This window comes from Nocardioides sp. (genome assembly GCF_047602075.1).
Taxonomy (GTDB): domain Bacteria; phylum Actinomycetota; class Actinomycetes; order Propionibacteriales; family Nocardioidaceae; genus Nocardioides.
Genome location: NZ_JASGIF010000001.1, coordinates 354,055 through 372,466 on the forward strand (window position 1 = coordinate 354,055; position 18,412 = coordinate 372,466).

General features: G+C 69.9%; 17 protein-coding genes and 1 other RNA gene. 13 read left to right on the top strand and 5 right to left on the bottom strand.

Annotated features, from left to right (window positions below):
• Positions 1–13 precede the first annotated feature (13 nt).
• Positions 14–796: a peroxide stress protein YaaA gene (yaaA, locus tag QM714_RS01885; RefSeq protein ID WP_415097065.1), complete on the bottom strand. Its 783-nt coding sequence runs from the start codon at positions 794–796 to the stop codon at positions 14–16.
• A 69-nt stretch (positions 797–865) separates the two neighbouring features.
• Here yaaA and QM714_RS01890 point away from each other — a divergent pair, with 69 nt between their 5' ends.
• Entirely contained in the window at positions 866–2,317 is a 1,452-nt protein-coding gene (locus tag QM714_RS01890) for an RNB domain-containing ribonuclease (protein WP_415097067.1), read from the top strand.
• A 76-nt stretch (positions 2,318–2,393) separates the two neighbouring features.
• Here QM714_RS01890 and QM714_RS01895 read toward each other — a convergent pair whose 3' ends face one another.
• On the bottom strand, positions 2,394–2,765 hold the full coding sequence (locus QM714_RS01895) for a nuclear transport factor 2 family protein (RefSeq protein ID WP_415097069.1): 372 nt from the start codon (positions 2,763–2,765) through the stop codon (positions 2,394–2,396).
• Positions 2,766–2,886: 121 nt separating this feature from the next.
• Here QM714_RS01895 and QM714_RS01900 point away from each other — a divergent pair, with 121 nt between their 5' ends.
• Positions 2,887–3,201 carry a type II toxin-antitoxin system ParD family antitoxin gene (locus QM714_RS01900; protein ID WP_415097071.1) on the top strand — a complete coding sequence of 105 codons (315 nt, stop codon included), beginning with the start codon at positions 2,887–2,889 and terminating at the stop codon, positions 3,199–3,201.
• Here QM714_RS01900 and QM714_RS01905 read toward each other — a convergent pair.
• Complete coding sequence (locus QM714_RS01905; RefSeq protein ID WP_415097073.1) at positions 3,171–3,401, bottom strand: hypothetical protein; 231 nt, start codon at positions 3,399–3,401, stop codon at positions 3,171–3,173. The two genes, QM714_RS01900 and QM714_RS01905, sit on opposite strands and share 31 nt — an antisense overlap.
• Positions 3,402–3,460: 59 nt before the next feature.
• An RNA gene (rnpB, locus tag QM714_RS01910) (RNase P RNA component class A) lies at positions 3,461–3,851 on the bottom strand.
• 42 nt (positions 3,852–3,893) lie between these two features.
• Between rnpB and QM714_RS01915 the strand changes: the two genes are divergently transcribed.
• Complete coding sequence (locus QM714_RS01915) at positions 3,894–4,082, top strand: hypothetical protein (protein ID WP_415097075.1); 189 nt, start codon at positions 3,894–3,896, stop codon at positions 4,080–4,082.
• A 16-nt stretch (positions 4,083–4,098) separates the two neighbouring features.
• Here the strand turns inward: QM714_RS01915 and panB are convergent, their stop codons facing one another.
• Positions 4,099–4,980, bottom strand: a complete 882-nt coding sequence (panB, locus tag QM714_RS01920; protein ID WP_415097077.1) for a 3-methyl-2-oxobutanoate hydroxymethyltransferase — start codon at positions 4,978–4,980, stop codon at positions 4,099–4,101.
• A 185-nt stretch (positions 4,981–5,165) separates the two neighbouring features.
• Between panB and QM714_RS01925 the strand changes: the two genes are divergently transcribed.
• From QM714_RS01925 to QM714_RS01970, 10 genes are all read left to right on the top strand, one after another.
• Complete coding sequence (locus QM714_RS01925) at positions 5,166–6,578, top strand: hypothetical protein (protein WP_415097079.1); 1,413 nt, start codon at positions 5,166–5,168, stop codon at positions 6,576–6,578.
• On the top strand, positions 6,578–7,696 hold the full coding sequence (locus QM714_RS01930) for a hypothetical protein (protein WP_415097081.1): 1,119 nt from the start codon (positions 6,578–6,580) through the stop codon (positions 7,694–7,696). The genes QM714_RS01925 and QM714_RS01930 overlap by 1 nt, the downstream gene beginning before the upstream one ends.
• A gap of 30 nt (positions 7,697–7,726) precedes the next feature.
• Positions 7,727–9,784: an NAD(+) synthase gene (locus QM714_RS01935; RefSeq protein ID WP_415097083.1), complete on the top strand. Its 2,058-nt coding sequence runs from the start codon at positions 7,727–7,729 to the stop codon at positions 9,782–9,784.
• A gap of 43 nt (positions 9,785–9,827) precedes the next feature.
• Entirely contained in the window at positions 9,828–11,168 is a 1,341-nt protein-coding gene (locus QM714_RS01940; RefSeq protein ID WP_415097085.1) for a glutamine synthetase family protein, read from the top strand.
• Positions 11,165–11,869, top strand: a complete 705-nt coding sequence (locus QM714_RS01945; RefSeq protein WP_415097087.1) for a hypothetical protein — start codon at positions 11,165–11,167, stop codon at positions 11,867–11,869. Before QM714_RS01940 ends, QM714_RS01945 begins: the two co-directional genes overlap by 4 nt.
• Before the next feature lie 77 nt (positions 11,870–11,946).
• The gene (locus tag QM714_RS01950; protein WP_415097089.1) at positions 11,947–12,666 is read left to right on the top strand and encodes a type 1 glutamine amidotransferase; all 720 of its coding nucleotides are present in this window, start codon (positions 11,947–11,949) and stop codon (positions 12,664–12,666) included.
• Positions 12,667–12,674: 8 nt separating this feature from the next.
• Positions 12,675–15,653: a bifunctional [glutamine synthetase] adenylyltransferase/[glutamine synthetase]-adenylyl-L-tyrosine phosphorylase gene (locus tag QM714_RS01955; protein ID WP_415097091.1), complete on the top strand. Its 2,979-nt coding sequence runs from the start codon at positions 12,675–12,677 to the stop codon at positions 15,651–15,653.
• Positions 15,654–15,833: 180 nt separating this feature from the next.
• Positions 15,834–16,640 carry a hypothetical protein gene (locus QM714_RS01960; RefSeq protein WP_415097093.1) on the top strand — a complete coding sequence of 269 codons (807 nt, stop codon included), beginning with the start codon at positions 15,834–15,836 and terminating at the stop codon, positions 16,638–16,640.
• 3 nt (positions 16,641–16,643) lie between these two features.
• Positions 16,644–17,453, top strand: a complete 810-nt coding sequence (locus QM714_RS01965) for a hypothetical protein (RefSeq protein WP_415097095.1) — start codon at positions 16,644–16,646, stop codon at positions 17,451–17,453.
• Positions 17,454–17,574: 121 nt separating this feature from the next.
• Positions 17,575–18,327, top strand: a complete 753-nt coding sequence (locus QM714_RS01970) for a HipA domain-containing protein (RefSeq protein WP_415097097.1) — start codon at positions 17,575–17,577, stop codon at positions 18,325–18,327.
• Positions 18,328–18,412: the final 85 nt, after the last annotated feature.

The following is an 18,412-nucleotide window of genomic DNA, read 5'->3' on the forward strand; positions in this document are numbered from 1 at the left end:
GTCGACAGCCGGCTCAGCCGATCTCGGTCACGATCACGTCGACGCGGGTGCCGTGCCGCTCGGCGTCGCCGAGCTCGACGTCCCAGCCCAGGGCAGAGAGGACGTCGGCCAGCTCGCCGGGCGTGCGGGGAGCGTCGCCCTCCTCCAGGAGCGCGCGGACGAGGCGGCCCTTGGTCGCCTTGTTGAAGTGACTGACCACCTTGCGCCGCCCACCGGCCTCGTGCAGCACCCGGACCGTGGCCACCTGGCGGGCCAGCTCGCGCGGCGGCCGCCAGAAGGCGGCGTAGGTCGTCGAGCGGAGATCCAGCAGCAGCCCGCGGCCGAGCGTCTCGGTGACGACCTCGCCCAGACACTGCCGCCAGATGCCGGCGACCGCGCCCACTCCGGGCAGGGACACGTCGCCAGAGAGACGGTACGACGGGATCCGGTCGGTCGGGCGCAGCACCCCGAAGAGGGAGGAGGTGATGGCGAGCCGGGTCGCCGCCCGTCGACGACCGGCAGGGGACATGTCGGCCAGGCCGAGGGCGTCGTACAGCACGCCGGTGTAGATGCGATCGGCGCGGGCGGTCGGGGCGGTGTGCAACCCGGCGTTCTGCTCGACCAGGGTCGCCTGGGTCGGACCGAGGCCGAGGGTGGCCGCGGCGCGATCCGGCGCGGTCGCGCAATGCTCGACGAGGGCGTCCAGGATCCGCTGGCGCGCGGGCAGGAGGGCGGGGAAGCTCAGTGCGTCGAGGTCGATAGGCGCACCACGTCTCGGTGTCGCCTTGCCCTCGCTGGGCGGCAGCAGGATCAGCACCCGCGTCAGCGTAGGGCAGCCCCAGGTCGGCGGGTGGAGGGGAGTCTCGCCGTGGATAGGGTTTGCCGCATGCCGAGCCACCCCGTGTTGCGGGTCCGTCCCGACCAGCGTGAGGCCGTCGACGCAACCCTGCTGCGCCGCGGCGTCGCCGAGATCCAGACCGAGCAGCAAGTGAGCCCGCAGTTCGCGGAGGACGTCGAGCGGGCGGCCGCAGCGGCCGCTGCGACCCCGCGCTTGCCGGACCTGGACCGGACCGATCTCGCGTTGGTGACCATCGACCCGGCCGGATCGCGCGACTTGGACCAAGCGCTCCACATCGCGCGCAACGGGAGTGGCTACGTCGTCTCCTATGCCATCGCAGACGTAGCCGCCTTCGTGGCCCCTGGCGACCCGGTGGACGCCGAGGCGCACCGGCGCGGTCAGACTTTCTACGGCGCGGACTCGAAGATCCCGCTGCACCCTACGTCGCTCTCCGAGGGCGCGGCCTCACTGTTGCCCGATCAGACCCGCCCGGCGCTGCTGTGGACGATCCAGGTCGACGACTCCGGGGAGGGGACCGACGTCCACGTCGAGCGAGCGATGGTGCGCTCTCGCGCTCAGCTGGACTACCCGGGGGCCCAGCGGATGATCGACGACGGGACCGCCGACGACTCCCTGCAGTTGCTCCGGGAGCTGGGGCGCAAGCGGTTGGCGCGCGAGGCGGCGCGCGGCGGCGTCTCGCTGCCCACACCCGACCAAGAGATCGTCATGGACGGCGCCTCTTGGAGGCTGGAGTTCCGCTCGCTCCTTCCTGTCGAGGAGTGGAACGCGCAGATCTCGTTGCTCTGCGGTTTCGGTGCCGCCTCGTTGATGGTCTATGCCAGGGTCGGGCTGCTGCGCACGCTGCCACCGCCGGCGGCCCGGGACGTGAAGCGGCTGCATCGAACGGCCCGAGCACTGCACATCGACTGGCCGGCCGAGGAGCTCTACCCCGACTTCATCCGGTCACTCGACCCGAAGGTCCCCGCGCACGCAGCGATGCTGGTCGCCTCGACCCGGCTGCTGCGGGGGAGCGGCTACGTCGCCTTCAACGGAGAGGTGCCAGCCAACGCCGAGCACGCTGCGCTGTCGTCGGAGTATGCCCATGTCACCGCGCCGCTGCGGCGCCTGGTCGACCGTTATGCCGGTGAGGTCTGCGTCGCGCTCTGCGCTGGACACGAGGTGCCGGAGTGGGTGCTGTCCAGGTTGGCCGAGCTGCCCGAGCTGATGCGTGACTCCACCCGTCGTGCGAGCGCCTACGAGCGTGCGATCGTCGACCTGGTCGAGGCCGGTGTCCTCCGCGACCGAGTGGGCGAGCTCTTCGATGCGGTGGTGGTCGATGTCCGCGACGACAACGACAAGCGTGGCGACGTCACCGTCCACGAGCCCGCCGTCGAGGCCGCGGTCCGCTCCGACCGCCCACTCCCGCTGGGCACCGACGTGCAGGCCCGGCTCAGCAAGGCGGATCTGACAGCCCGGAAGGTCGAGTTCACCCTCGATTGAGCCTGAGCCAGGCGAGGTCCTAGCGCGCGGACTGTGCCACCGGCTGTGCCGTGTGTTCGAGTTGGCCTCGTTAGGTTCAGGTACGTCGTGGACCGGCATGTCCCGCAAGACAGGACCATCGGAGGGCGTCGCGGACCCAGACCTGAGTCATGGGCATCTGGAACTCTTCGATCCCGTCGTTGGTAGCAACCGCATCGGTGACCTCGGCATGGAGGACGGCGGCGTCGCCACTCACCATGACCTCAACCTGACTGAGTCTCTGGGAGCGCCAGACAACAGTGCCCGACGTGTTCCGGGTGATGTAGGTGTCACGATCGAAGGTTTGACCGGTATGCGTGACCCATCGAAAGTCTGGATGGAGGAGCTTGGTCAGTGCCTCTGCGTCCGCGGTCGCAAGCGCTTGCGCTCGCGCATTGGCGGCCTGCAGCACTTCCTCGGGTGCATCCATCTGGCAAAGCATGGCAGGTGCGCCGAGCGCAGTGGCCCCGCGTGTGCAATCGCTGGATGGGCCGAGGTTCTCTAGCCGCAAACTCTCCGTTGGCAGATAATGCCAATAGAGAGGTGGTGGGGTGGCAACGAGGAATGTGGTGCTGACTGAGCATCAGGAGGCAATGATCGCGACGCTGGTGGCGGAGGGACGGTTCCAGAACGCGAGCGAGGTCCTGCGGGAGGGGCTGCGGCTGCTGGAACGCGACGAGCAACAGTTCCAGGCCCGACTGGATGCGTTCCGGGCTGCCGCTCAGATGGGTTGGGACGACGTGGACGCTGGCCGGTTCACGGATCTGTCCGAGGAGTCGCTGGCCGATCACGTTGCCGAGATCGGTGCCCGTGTCGCACGGACTGCCGATGCGGATCAGTCGCCTCGGAGCACGCTGTACAGGTAGGCGTCGTGGTAGCGGTCGTCCCGCCATCGAGCGCTACGCGTGGCCGCTGCGTATCCGGCCGCGCCAGCCAGGAACGTCAACAGCAGGAGTTCGGGTGCACCCATGCCGAACCCACCCAGCGCCAACCCGACTGCGAAGATCACGAGGAACACAACGAGCCCGCGGAGTGGGTGCGGCACCTTCCAGATCACAAGCGGCATCGTCCCACAACGTTCACGCGGGACGCGGGTCCGCACCTCATCGCGTCAGACGACGTGGGCGGAGGGGTTGGCGTGTAGGCCGGGTTCTGTCCCCGGTTGACCGGGGGGCGACCATCCATCTAGGACGACCGTTGCCGGTCGCCTCGTGCGGTCTACCCGCGCACTCGGGCGGGCCGCCCTCGAACGTGCGCGCGCCCCGGGCCGAAGCCCGGGACTTCTTGACCTTGCTCCTGGTGGGGTTTGCCGAGCCACGCCGGTCACCCGGCGTGCTGGTGGTCTCTTACACCGCCGTTTCACCCTGACCGCCCGGCGAGCCGGACGGCGGTCTGTTCTCTGTGGCACTGTCCCGCAGGTTGCCCCGGGTGGGGGTTACCCACCACCGCGCCCTGTGGAGCCCGGACCTTCCTCGACGATGTCGTACGACGTCGCCGCGGCCGCCCAGCCAACCCCTCCGCGCCTCCCAGGATACGGCCGCGCTGCTAGGTTCGCGACATGAGCGACACGGACGAGGAGTACTGGTTCTGCCTGACCCACCGTCGGGTCGAGGGTGAGGCCGGATGTCGCAATCAGGACCGACTGGGCCCCTATGCCACGCCCGAAGAGGCCGAGCACGCGCTGGAGAAGGTCGAGGAGCGCAACGAGGAGTGGGACAACGACCCCGAGTGGAACGACGAGGACTGACTCCTCGAACGGCGGACTAGAACGTCTGCTCGGCCCCGGGGAACGACCCGTCGCGCACCTCGGCGGCGTACTGCTGGGCAGCGGCCAGCAGGACGCCGCGCACATCGGCGTACTGCTTCACAAACCGCGGCATCCGGCCCGCTCGCAGTCCGAAGGCGTCCTGCCAGACCAGCACCTGCCCGTCGCAGCCGGCCCCGGCGCCGATGCCGATGGTGGGGATCTCCAGGGCAGAGGTCACCTCGGCGGCGACCTCACCGGGCACCATCTCCATCACCACCGCGAAGGCGCCGGCTTCCTGCACCGCGCGAGCGTCACGCAGCACCCGCTCGGCTGACTCCCCACGACCTTGGACCCGATAGCCGCCCAAGGCGTGCTCGCTCTGTGGAGTGAAGCCGATGTGGGCCATCACCGGGATGCCGCCGCGGGTGAGCAGCTCGATCTGCGGCGTCATCTCGACACCGCCCTCGAGCTTCACGCAGTGCGCGCCCGCCTCCTTCATGAACCGTGCCGCCGTGTGGTAGGCCTGCTCGGGCGAGGCCTGATAGGACGCGAACGGCAGGTCGCCGATCACCATCGCGCGCCGCGCCGACCGCGCCACCGCCCGGGTCAACGGGAGCAGCTCGTCGACGGTCACCGGGAGTGAGGTCTCGTTGCCGTAGACGTTGTTGGAGGCGCTGTCACCGACCAGCAGCAGCTCGATGCCGGCCTCGTCGAAGATCTGCGCGGTGTACATGTCGTACGACGTCAGCATGGCGATCTTCTCGCCCCGCTGCTTCATCTCGCGCAGATGGTGAGTGCGGATCCGCTTCACCCCGGCCGATCCAGAGGATCCGGTCGATCCAGAAGGGGCGGAGCCCGAACCGTAGGGCGCGGGGGTGTCGGCGGACTGCTCGGTCATGGTGCTGCTCCCTGCTGTCCCGAAGGACGCCATCTCGAGGCTCCCTGCTGAAGTCCCCGGACTCACGATCGAGGTTAATCGACCGAGGTTCATCGCCCGAAGGAGACCTCTATCTGTCGGAACCGGGTGCCCGGCTTCGGGTGGTTCTGGAATGATGGCGGGGTGGAGCCGTTGGTGAGGTGTAGGTGAGCGTGGAGCAGCAGCCCGCGACGAGCGTCAGCGCGGCCCTTCGCCATGCCCAGCAGGTCGCCGACGAGTTGATCGCCCACGCGCAGGCGGAGTCGGCCGAGATGGTCGCCCGCGTGCGGGCCCACGAGCGCGAGGCGAGCAGGCTCCGGGCCGAGGCGGAGGCGGCGCATGCTGTCGCCGAGCGGGACAGCGCGGAGGCCACGGCCCGACTGGCGCGGGCCTCCGAGCAGGGCCAGGAGCTGATCAGGGACGCCGGCGAGCAGGCGGCGTTGTTGATGAAGACCGCTGGCCAGGAGCGCGAGCAGCTGTTGAGCGAGGCGCGCGCAGCTGCCGCTGCCGAGCGGCTGGCCGGGGATCAGGTCAGGCACGACGCCGAGCGCGCGGCCGACCAGCTGGTCACCTCTGCTCGCGCCCAGGCCGACCAGATCGCCGCTGAGAGTGACGCGCTTCGGGTGGCGAGCGAGGCGGAGCTCGAGGACCTCGACCGCTCCCGTCGGGCCGAGCTGGATCGCACCATCCAGGTGATGCAGGCCGAGGCGCAGGCCGAGGTCAATCGGTTGCGCAGCGAGGCCGAGGCCGCCGCGGCTGCCACCGTCGAAGCGGCGAACACGGAGGCGACCCAGCTCCGCTCGGCCGCCGAGATCCACCACACTCGGGTCGTCCGCCAGGCCGACGAGCACCTCGCCGATGCCCGCCGCGAGGCGGATAGGCAACTCGCGGAGGCTGCAGAGCAGACGGCCTGGACCCAGCAGACCATCGAGTCGCTCCTGGCCGCCACCAACGCCGAGATCGAGCGCACTCGAACCGTCAGCCACCGTGAGCTGGCGGCCTCGCTGGCCGCCCGACGACGTCAGCTGCAGCAGACGATCCAACGCGCCGCCCAACGACACAAGGAACGTGTGGCCGCCGCGCAGGCGACCGCAGGCGAGCTCGAGGAGAGCGGCAGGCGGGCGCGCGTCGACGCGGAGCAGGAGGCCGAGCGGATCCGGGAGCGTGCTCTCGCGGACGAGGCGACCACGGCCGAGCAGGCCGCGCGTCGGCTGGCCGAGGCCGAGGAGAGCGCCGCGTTGCGTCAAGCCCAAGCAGAGGCGGGCGCGCAGACCCTGCGTCAGCAGGTCGCCACCGAGGTGACCCGCGCCCAGCTCGAGGCTCAGCAGATCGTCGGTGCCGCTCACGAGGAGGCCGACCGGCTCCGAGCCGAGGCCATCCGCGAGCGGGAGCAGGCCAGCCGCGCCTGCCGTGACCTCGTCGACGAGGCCCGTGCCGAGGTCGACCGGCTGCAGCAGCGCCGCGAAGCGATCGTGGGGGAGCTCGGCGACTTGTCGGGCGTCATTTCAGCACTGGCCGTCCCCGAGCCAGACCACGTTCAGCACACTCACCCACCCCAACCTCTCGAGGACCAGCAATGATGATCGACAATCCCCCCGCCACACCCCAACCGTCCTTCCGGCTCGTCCGGCGTGGCTACGAGCCCACCGAGGTCGACCAGCGGATCACCGAGCTGATGAAGCAGGCGGGCGCCAACCAGCAGCGGATCGTGGAGTTGACCACCCGGATGCGGGAGCTGGAGGCGGCCCAGGCCCTCGCGGTGGAGCAGGTCCCCAACCCGCCCGCCGCGCCTACCTTCACCGATCTCGGTGCCCGCGTCGGCCAGATCCTCGCCTTGGCCGACGAGGAGGCCGCCGAGATCCGGGGGAACGCGAAGGCCGACTTCGAGGAGCGGCTGCGCGAGGCCGAGCAGACTGCCGAGCGGGTGCGGGCGGAGGCCGACAACTACGCCCTGAAGCGCCGCGAGTCGGCCGACGAGGAGGCCAAGACGCTGGTCGACGCCGCCCACCGCCGCTCCGACGAGCTCCTCGAGGAGACCAAGCGCGAGGCCGAGACCCGCCGCGCCGAAGCCGACGCTCTCTACGAGGGCCAGCAGGCCAAGGCGGCCCAGGCGGCCGCGGACTTCGAGACCACTCTCGCGGAGCGCCGCGACCGGGTCGAGCAGGAGTTCGCCGTCCAGTTCGAGACCACCCGCGGGCAGCTCGACGAGGCTCAGGCCCACCTCGAGGAGACCCGCAACGAGGCCCAGCGGATCCGCAACGATGCCGAGATCGGTGCCCGCCGCCAGGTCGAGGACGCCCAGGCCGAGGCCAGCGAGATCATCGCCCAGGCGCGAGCGCACGCCGACCGGATCGCGGCCGAGTCCGACCGCGCCCTGGCTGCCGCCACTCAGCGACGCGACAGCATCAACGCCCAGCTGGCCAACGTGCGCCAGATGCTGGCCACGCTGACCAACGTCTCGCCAGCGGGGCTGTTGGCCCTCGACGACTCCATCGCGCCGGAGGCCGCCGAGGAGGAGTACGACGACGCCGAGGCCGACGACGCCGAGGCCGACGCGGCGTACGACGACGGGACCTACGACGAGGACGCGGACTACGAGGACGAGGCCGAATACACCGACGGCGAGGACGGCGAGGTCGTCTACGCCGAGGCCGAGGCGGTCGCTGATGTCGAGGCCACGGAGCCCGCAACCACCTGACCAACGCTCACGGGTGGCAAGATCGCGTCCGTGGACTTCTTCTCGCCCTACGCCCACGGCCTCGCCCGGGTGGCTGCCTGCACGGTGCCGGTCACCGCGGCCGACCCAGCGGCCAACGTCCGAGCGATCCTCGGCGAGGCGCGCGCCTGCCACGACGAGGGCGTAGCGGTTGCGGTCTTCCCCGAGCTCAGCCTGAGCGGCTATGCGATCGACGACCTGCTCTTGCAGGACGTCCTGCTGGATGCGGTGGAGAGTGCGCTGGCGGAGCTGGTCGAGGCCAGCGCGGAGCTGATGCCGGTGCTGGTGGTGGGCGCCCCGCTGGCGGTGGGCAACCGGGTGCTCAACTGCGCGGTCGTCGTCCACCGAGGCGCCGTCTTGGGAGTGGCGCCGAAGTCCTACCTGCCGACCTATCGCGAGTTCTACGAGCGACGCCACTTCGCCCCGGGCGACGACCGGCGCGGGGAGTGGATCGAGGTGGTCGGCCAGGAGGTGCCGTTCGGGCCGGACCTGATCTTCGAGGCCGCCGACGTGCCGGGCCTGAGTCTGTTCGCCGAGATCTGCGAGGACATGTGGGTGCCGGTGCCGCCGAGCGCCGAGGCCGCGCTGGCCGGCGCGACGATCATCACCAACCTCTCGGCCAGCCCGATCACGATCGCCCGCGCGGAGGACCGTCGGCTGCTGGTGCGCTCGGCGAGTGCGCGCTGCCTGGCGGCGTACCTTTACACCGCGGCCGGCAGCGGTGAGTCGACCACAGACCTGTCCTGGGACGGGCAGACCCTGGTCTACGAGTGCGGCGAGCTGCTGGCGGAGTCCGAGCGCTTCCCCGGCGGCCCCCGCCGCAGCGTGGCGGACGTCGACCTGGACCGGCTGCGGCAGGACCGGCTGCGGCAGGGCACCTTCGACGACAACCGGCGCGCGCTGGGGATCACGACCCTCGAGGGCAGCGGACGCTCCTTCCGGGTGGTGCCGTTCGAGGTGAAGCCCCCCGATGCGGACCTCGGCCTCCGACGAGCGGTGGCGCGCTTCCCGTTCGTGCCAGCCGACCCGGACCGGCTCGCCCAGGACTGCTACGAGGCCTACCACATCCAGGTCTCTGGTCTAGTCCAGCGGATGCGGGCGATCGGCCAGCCGAAGATCGTGATCGGGGTCAGCGGCGGCCTTGACTCCACCCACGCGCTGATCGTCGCGGCCCGCGCGATGGACGTGGCCGGCCGGCCACGCTCGGACATCTTGGCGTTCACCATGCCTGGCTTCGCCACCGGCGAGGCGAGCAAGGACCGCGCGATCCGCCTCGGCACGTCGCTCGGAGTCACCTTCGCCGAGCTCGACATCACCCCGGCCGCCCGGCAGATGCTGGAGGACCTGGACCACCCCTTCTCCGACGGCGAGCCCGTCTACGACGTCACCTTCGAGAACGTCCAGGCCGGGCTGCGCACGGACTACCTGTTCCGGTTGGCCAACCACCGCGGCGGCATCGTGCTCGGCACCGGCGACCTGTCCGAGCTCGCGCTCGGCTGGTGCACGTACGGCGTCGGCGACCAGATGTCGCACTACAACGTCAACGGGGGCGTCCCCAAGACCCTGATCCAGCACCTGATCCGTTGGGTGATCGCGACGGGCGAGTTCGGTGACGCCGCCAACGCCGCCCTGACCGACATCGTCGACGCGGAGATCACCCCGGAGCTGATCCCGGACCAGGAGGGCGTCAAGCCGCAGGCCACCGAGGACTCGGTCGGGCCCTACGCCCTCCAGGACTTCACGTTGTTCCATGTGCTCCGGCGGGGCTACCGCCCCAGCAAGATCGCCTTCCTCGCCTGGCACGCCTGGCACGACGCGGAGCTCGGGGAGTGGCCGGTCGGCTTCCCGGCGTCCCGACGGACGTCGTACTCCCTCGCCGAGATCAAGCACTGGCTCGAGGTGTTCGTGCAGCGCTTCTTCGCCAGCCAGTTCAAGCGGTCGGCGCTGCCCAACGGCCCCAAGGTGAGCCACGGCGGCACGATGAGTCCGCGCGGTGACTGGCGGATGCCGTCCGACGCCGCACCCACGGCCTGGCTTGCCGAGCTGGAGCAGGTGCCGGACGGCCGCTGACCCATGTCACACGCCGGAAACATGATTCGGCCATAGTGGACCCATGGGCAAGCAGGAAGACTTCGTGCTCCGTGCGCTGGAGGAGCGCGACGTCCGGTTCGTGCGGCTGTGGTTCACCGATGTGTTGGGCTCGCTGAAGTCGGTGGCGGTGGCACCTGCCGAGTTGGAGGGCGCCTTCGCGGAGGGGATCGGCTTCGACGGTTCGGCGATCGAGGGTTTCGCGCGCGTCTACGAGGCGGACATGCTCGCCCGCCCCGACCCGTCGACCTTCCAGATCCTCCCGTGGCGCGGTGAGGAGGGGCCCGCGACGGCGAGGATGTTCTGCGACATCGTGATGCCGGACGGCAGTCCGTCGTACGCCGATCCGCGGCACGTCCTCAAGCGCACCCTCGGCGCCGCTGCCGACCTGGGCTTCACCTTCTACACCCACCCGGAGATCGAGTTCTACCTCTTCCGGGACGACCCGCGCCCCGGAGTCGACCCGGTGCCGGTGGACCGGAGCGGGTTCTTCGACCACACCGCCCAGTCCAAGGGAGCGGACTTCCGGCGCGAGGCCATCACCATGCTCGAGGCGATGGGCATCTCGGTGGAGTTCAGCCACCACGAGGGCGGCCCGGGCCAGCAGGAGATCGACCTGCGCTACGCCGACGCGCTCTCCACCGCCGACAACATCATGACCTTCCGCACCGTGGTCCGTGAGGTGGCGCTGAGCCAGGGCATCTGGGCCTCGTTCATGCCCAAGCCGTTCACCGAGCATCCCGGCTCCGGCATGCACACCCACGTCTCCCTCTTCGAGGGCGACCACAACGCGTTCTTCGAGGCCGGCGCGGAGTATCAGCTGTCCAAGACGGCGCGGCAGTTCATCGCAGGCATCCTCACCCACGCCAGCGAGATCACCGCGCTGACCAACCAGTGGGTCAACAGCTACAAGCGCCTGATGGGCGGCGGCGAGGCGCCTCCCGGCATCTGCTGGGGCCACAACAACCGGTCGGCGATGATCCGGGTGCCGATGTACAAGCCCAACAAGGGCAACTCCACCCGCATCGAACTGCGCACGATCGACGCCGCCTGCAACCCCTATCTGGCGTTCGCGGTGGTGCTGGCCGCGGGCATGAAGGGCATCGAGCAGGGCTACGACCTGCTGCCCGAGGCCGAGGACGACGTCTGGTCGCTCAGCGAGCGCGAGCGACAGGCCCTCGGGATCGAGCCGCTGCCGCGGAACTTGTACGACGCCATCGCCGTCGCCGAGAAGTCCGAGCTCCTGGCCGAGACCTTGGGCGAGCACGTGTTCGAGTTCTTCTTGCGCAACAAACGAGCCGAATGGGCGGAATATCGGATTCAGGTGTCGGCCTACGAAAGAGACCGTATGCTCCCGGTGTTATGAGCGTCCCAGCACTCGGCGTGGAGAGGTCAATTGGCTACCCCCGCGCTCTGGTCGAGCCACTGCTGTGGCTCGCCTTCGTCGCGGGCGCGATGTGGCTCTTCGTCGCGTTCGACCTTCGTCGCGGGACCACTACCGGGGTGCACGTCGACGGACGGATGCTCGACGTGGCCGCGGCGCTCGCTGTGGTCCTCCTGGTCAACGCCAGCGCCGGCCTGGCGCTGCAGGCACAGCCCGGCTGGGCCAGCCGTGGTGTCGCCGTCGCGGCCGGCTTGGGTCTGGCCATCTCCTCTTGGGGACTGACCGGGATCACCAACCTCGGCCCCGGACTGCGGCACTTCTTGTCCTGGGGCAGCCTCGGCGCCGGTGCACTGCTGGTGGCGCTGTCGCTGACCCGCTGGCGCTACCACGAGACCAACGGCCCCAAGCAGCTGCCGGGCGTGGTGGCACTCGCGGTGGTCGGCCTGCTCGGACTCGCTGCCGTGGGCCTCGCCTGGGCCGCCTACGGCTCCTTCCAACGTGGGCTGACGGTGGCCGAGCCCGGTCTCACCCCGGGTTGGGGCTCGCTGGTCCCCTCGCTGACCCTGCTGGCCGGGGTGCTCTCGGCCATGGCTGCGGTCTGGCGCCGTGAGTGGTGGTGGGCGGCGGCGCTGCTCATCGCTGCCGTCGTCGGTGCCGAGCTCGCGATCGTCGCCCAAGGCTGACGTCACCGGCCGACTCCACCGCTGACTCCCACCGGCTGGGGCCGGAGGGGCACGATCGGCGCGGTAGGTTCGTCCTCGTGTCAGCACGAGTCCTGGTGATCGAGCACGAGCCCGACGACCCGCCCGCCTGGTTCGGCGTGTGGCTGCAAGATGCCGGTTGCGACCTGCACGTGTGCCAGCCCTGGGCCGGCGACGAACTGCCCGACGACCTGGCCTACCACGATGCCCTGCTGGTCATGGGCGGCTGGATGAGCGCGCACCACGACGACGAGGTCGCCTGGATCAGCGGCGTCAAGGACCTGGTCCGACAGGCCGCCAAGGACGGCGTCCCCACCCTCGGCATCTGCCTGGGTCATCAGGTGGCGGCGGTCGCGCTCGGTGGCGAGGTGCACACCAGTCCGTTGGGTCTCCAGGTGGGTCTGGTCGACGTGCACTGGCTCGAGGCCGCTGGCGAGGATCCGCTGATGAGCGGCGTCGCCACGACTCGGCCGGGGATCCACTGGAACACCGATGTCGTGGTCGAGCTGCCACCGGGCGCGGTGGAGCTGGCGAGATCGGCTCGCGGCGAGGTGCAGGCGGTGCGCTACGGCGATGCCATGTGGGGAGTCCAGTGGCACCCCGAGGTCGACGAGCCGCTGCTGCGCCGGTGGGTCGAGGACGACCCGGAGTCACCGGCGCGGGTCGGCGTCGATGCCGAGGAGGAGCTGACCCGGGTGGACCGGGCCCGCCCTGAGCTCGACAAGGCCTGGCGGCCGCTCGCGGAGCGCTTCGCCGAGATCATCCACGCCAGCCGCTAGAGCCACCGATGCCTCGTTCGGTCGACGTCTTGAGCCGCCAGAGCCTGGTGCGGCTGGGCTTCCAGGATCCGTCGGCTGCCCGTAGCCGCCTGGAGCGACTGGGTTCGGCCGCCGAGCCTCTGCTGGCGATCCTGGCGCGGACCGCTGACCCGGATCAGGCGCTCGCAGCCCTGGTCCGGCTCACCGAGACGGCTCCCGACCCGGCAGCGCTGCTGACGGCGCTGACCGACGACGAAGGCACCGCGATGCGGCTGCTGATGGTCCTCGGGGCCAGTCAGGCGCTCGCCGACCACCTGGTCCGTCACCCCGAGCAGTGGACCGAGCTGCGTGATCCCGACCTGGGCGCGACCCGCCCAGCGGCGTACGCCGTCCGCGCCGCCCTGCTCCGCGCTGTCGGCGCAGACCCGCACGACGACCAGCCGACAGCCACCCTGGGTGCGGGCGCCGTCGACGCCCTCCGCGTGGAGTATCGCCGCCACCTGGTCCGGCTCGCCTCCCGCGACCTAGCCCACCATGTCGGGGTCGACGACGCGGCGGCCGAGCTCTCCGACCTCGCTGCCGGCACCCTCGACGCCGCTCTCGCCATCGCCCGAGAGCGAGTCGGTCCCACCGCGAACGATGCGCGGCTGGCTGTGATCGCGATGGGCAAGTGCGGAGGACACGAGCTCAACTACGTCTCCGACGTGGACGTCATCTTCGTGGCCGAGCCTGTCGAGGGCGCAGACGAGCAGAGCGCGCTGCGCGTGGCGAGCAGCCTCGCGGCCGGGCTCATCCAGGTCTGCTCAGACCACACCGCCGAGGGGACCATCTGGCCCGTGGACGCTGCCCTGCGCCCAGAAGGCAAGGCCGGACCTTTGGTGCGGACGCTGGCCAGCCACCGTGGCTACTACGAACGGTGGGCCAAGACCTGGGAGTTCCAGGCCCTGCTCAAGGCCCGGGCCGTGGCGGGCGACCTGGCGTTGGGCGAGGAGTTCACCACGATGGTGTCTGCGATGGTGTGGAGCGTGGCCGGCCGGGACGGCTTTGTCGAGGACGTGCAGGCGATGCGCCGCCGGGTCGTCGATCACATCCCGGCGCGAGAGGCCGCTCGGCAGCTGAAGCTCGGCTCCGGCGGACTGCGCGACGTCGAGTTCGCCGTCCAGCTGCTGCAGCTGGTGCATGGCCGCACCGACGACACGATCCACGCACCCACCACCCTCAGTGCGCTCGCCGAGCTCACCCAGGGCGGCTACATCGGTCGGGAGGACGGCGAGGCGATGGCCGCCGCCTACGCCTTCTTGCGCACCCTTGAGCACCGCATCCAGCTGCGTCAGCTGCGCCGCACTCATGTGGTGCCGGACGGTGAGGAGTCGCTGCGCCAGCTCGGCCGTTCGATGGGCTTCATGAAGGACCCGGTGGAGGCCCTCGAGAAGGAGTGGACCCACCACCGGCGTGAGGTGCGCAGGCTGCACGAGAAGCTCTTCTACCGGCCGCTGCTGGCCGCCGTGGCCAGGATCCCCGGGGAAGACGCGCGGCTATCGCCCGAGGCCGCCCGGGCCCGGCTGGCCGCGTTGGGCTATCAGGACCCGGAAGCTGCGCTGAGGCATCTCGAGGCGCTGACGAGTGGGGTCTCACGGACCGCAGCGATCCAGCGGACCCTGCTGCCGGTCCTGCTGGAGTGGTTCGCGGATGCCCCCGATCCGGATGCCGGGTTGGCCGGCTTCCGCAGGATCAGCGAGTCGCTGGGCCGCACGCACTGGTATCTGAAGACTCTGCGCGACGAGGGTGAGGTGGCCGAGCGGTTGGCGCACCTGCTGGCGACCTCGCGCTACGCGACCGATCTGCTCCAGCGGGAGCCGGAGGGGGTGCGGCTCCTCGGCGAGGACCTGCACCCGCTGACTGCCGAGGCGATCACCACGGAGATGCGCGCCGCCGCGGGGCGCCAGCAGTCCGCCGAGGAAGCGGTGCGGATGATCCGGGGGATCCGTCGTCGAGAGCTGTTCCGGATCGCTGCGGCCGACCTGCTGGGCCAGGTCGAGGTCGAGGCGGTCGGCGCCGGACTGTCACGGGTGACCGACGCGACGCTGGAGACGACGCTCGAGGTGGCGACCCAGGTGGCCGTCCAGCAGCGCGGTCTGCCCGAGCCGCCGACCCGGATCGCGATCGTCGCCATGGGGAGGTACGGCGGCTTCGAGCTGTCCTACGGCAGTGACGCCGACGTGATGTTCGTCCACGACCCGGTCGCGGGCGCCGACCCGCACGAGGCGACCGTGTTCGCGATGACGGTGTGCAACGAGTTGCGGCGACTGCTGGCACTGCCCGGCACCGACCCGGCGCTGCTCGTGGACGCCGATCTCCGGCCCGAGGGCAAGCAGGGGCCGCTGGTCAGGACGCTGGACTCCTACGCCGCCTACTACGCGAAGTGGTCGAAGGTCTGGGAGTTCCAGGCGCTGCTCCGAGCCGACCCGGTGGTGGGCGACGCCGATCTGCGCCAGCGTTTCGCCGAGTTGATCGATCCGCTCCGCTTCCCCGCCGGTGGGCTCGCCGAGGCCGACGTCCGCGAGGTGCGCCGGATCAAGGCGCGAGTCGACCAGGAGCGGCTGCCACGGGGGGCCGATCCGCACACTCACCTCAAGCTGGGCCGCGGCGGCCTGGCCGACGTGGAGTGGACGGTCCAGCTGCTCCAGATGCGCTACGCCGGCGCCCACGCCGCGCTGCGCAGCACGCGGACCCTGGAGGCGCTCGAAGCAGCCCAGGCCGCCGGGCTGGTCGCGTCTATCGACGCCGAGACCCTCGCGACCGCCTGGCGGGCGGTCAGCCACATGCGCAACGCGACCACGCTGGTGCGGGGCAAGGCGTCCGACCAGCTGCCCCGCGACGCTCGGGAGCGCGCCGCAACCGCGAGCGTGCTCGGCTACCGACCCGGTGAGTCTGATCGGATGGTCAACGACTACCTGCGGGTGACCCGCCGCGCGCACGACGTGGTGGAGCGGATCTTCTGGGCCTAGCGTCGTCACGTCACTGTGACAACCGTGACTTGGGGGGGCGGCGTGACGGAAGGGGTCATCCGATTGTCAACAGTTGAGGGGACATTTCCGCCAGGGCGGGCAGATTCCTCTCTCGCGATGAGTGAATCCGGCGTGACGACGGCTATCCTCCACCTGCGATCACTCTTGGGGGTATCCCGAATGTCACGTAAGTCCATGCGGCCGCTGGTGGCCGTAGCCGTCGCCCTGGCAGCACTGCTGGCGGCAGCACCCGGGGCGCAAGCCAAGAAGTCCGACGAGCTCTGGCTGCGCTTCGATAACACCGAGCCGGGCAAGTCGATCAAGCACCCGGTCAACTCCGGCAAGTCTCACCGTGTCGTGATCACGGTGAAGAAGGCCAAGCACGGCAAGGTCATCGCCCGCAAGGCGAAGCCCACCAAGTCTCGCGTTGCCGACTTCCCGAACTACGCCCCCGGCGGCGGCGCCCCGCGTGCGGTCGTCGCCGTCCTTCCCGGCGGCAAGAAGGACCCGCTGAACCCGCGCAAGCGCCCGTTCGCCTTCGGCGCGGACTTCCGGATCGACGAGGCCGCGATCGCTCCCCGCGACGACGGCAACAACCTGATCCAGCGTGGGTTCTACAGTCAGGCGCCGCAGTACAAGATCCAGGTGGACAAGAGTTACATCGAGTGCCGGGTCAAGGGCAGCCAGGGTGATGTGTTCCTCCGCTCCGCCGACCCGGTGAGCTCCAAGTACTGGTACCGCGTCTCCTGCGCGGTGTCTCGGGCCGCCGCGGGCAAGGACGTGACCCTGACGGTCAATCGGCTGACCAAGCGTGGTCGCGTGGTCCCGGTCGAGACCGTGAGCGAGAACGCCGTCCTGGGCCGCGTGAAGATCGCCAAGGAGCGGCCGCTGACCATCGGCGGACGGCTGAAGGACAACCTCTCGGTGCCTAGCCGAGTCGAGCAGTTCAACGGCCGCGTCGACAACGCCTTCTTCCGAATCAACTGATCCGTGAAGGAGACCGGGCTCCGGATCGCAGCTGGTGTGGCCGCGGTGGCGACGGTGGTCGTCACCGCGGGTCCCGCGGTGGCCAAGCCATCTGGGGACCAGGCGTTGTTGCTGTTCGACGACGTGCCGAAAGGTGCCCCGATCACGTCGCCCTTCAACGCGGGCACCGCGCGAGTCACCTCCACCACGGTGACCCTCGGGGATGGGCAGGTGATCGCTCGTCGAGCGAGGGCACTCCACTCGCGGGTCGCCGAGTTCCCGGCGTACGACGGCCTCGAGGACGGCGCCAGGGCGGTGATCTCCGTGCGTGCCAAGGGGAAGGTCGACGGCCTCGAGCCCGGCCGACGTCCGTTCAGCCTCGGTGCGGACGTCAAGCTCGACGAGGTCAACACGGGCACCATGGACGACAACGGCAACAACATCGTGCAGCGCGGCCGCTTCAACAACGCGACGCAGTTCAAACTGCAGGTCGATCACGGACGGTTCGGGTGCCGGGTCGAGGGCTCGGACGGCGTGCTGGTGGCAGAGTCCGAGGTCGCCTTGAAGCCCACCGAGTGGTATCGGGCCCGTTGCAGCCGCCAGTTCGTGGAGGGCGGCGAGAGGCTGGTCCTCACGGTGCGGCAGCGCGAGCACCCCGACCACTGGGGCCCGGTGCACCGGGTCGACTCCGATGTCGGGGCAGCGGGCGAGTTGTCGTTCCGCCGCAAGATCACCGTGTCGGTGGGTGGCAAGCTCGGTCCGCACGGGCGCATCGCGGCGGACACCGACCAGTTCAACGGCCGTCTGGACAACGTGTTCCTGCATATCCGGTGAGCCGCGTGGCTGCCTGCGGCCGTCCTCTTGCCCGTGCCTAGAGAGCGGGACCTCTTTCGACGCGCATATCGCGCCAACGGAGATGAGCGGGACGCTCCGGTGTTCCCGATACGTTGACGCTGTGACCACCCATCCGATCGTCGACGTGAGTGACTGGGTGGTGCGCTTCCCCGAACCCGGTGGCAGTGACGCCAATGTCTGGCTACTGGTCCCGGAATCGGACGAGTCCGCTCTGTTCAAGCCAGTCGTTGCCAAGGAAGGTCGCCGCCAAGGTGAGGACTGGGCCGAGAAGGCGGTGGAGCAGATCGCCAATGAGATTGGTGTTCCGGCCGCTCGTATCGAGATGGCAACTCGCAATGGCCATCCGGGCCTCTTGTCCTTCGACCTCGCGGGTCGGGGCGTGGAGATGCAGACCGGTGCGGTGCTCATCGGTGAGATCGATCAACGCCTGGTGCCACGTGCGAAGGAGCGGCTTGGACACAACCTCACGAACATACGGACGGTGCTCCACCCCCTAGCCGCGCCAGCGATGGGAGGCGGAGCGTTCACCGCGTTCGACCAGTTCTGTGGGTACCTGATCTTGGACGCGTTGGTCGCCAATCGGGACCGCCACGAAGAGAATTGGGCGGTCCTTCGCAGCTCGGATGGAGTGGTGACGTTGGCACCGTCCTACGACCACGGGAATTCGCTCGGGTTCAACCTGTTGGATATGCGGCGACTGCGGCAACTGGAGTCGGACCCGGGAGCTTGTTGTCTGGGCGAATCGGGGGATGGCAGATCGCTTCGAGGGCGGTCGTGCCGTGACCTTGGTCGACTTCGCCCTCCAAGCACTCGCCGCGGCAAGTCCGGGCACCGCTGCGTATTGGCTCGATAGGCTGCGGGCCGTGACCGCGGACGCGTGGGAGGGGATCGTCTCCGAGACCGCAGAAATGTCGAACCCCTGCCGAAGGTTCTGTCTA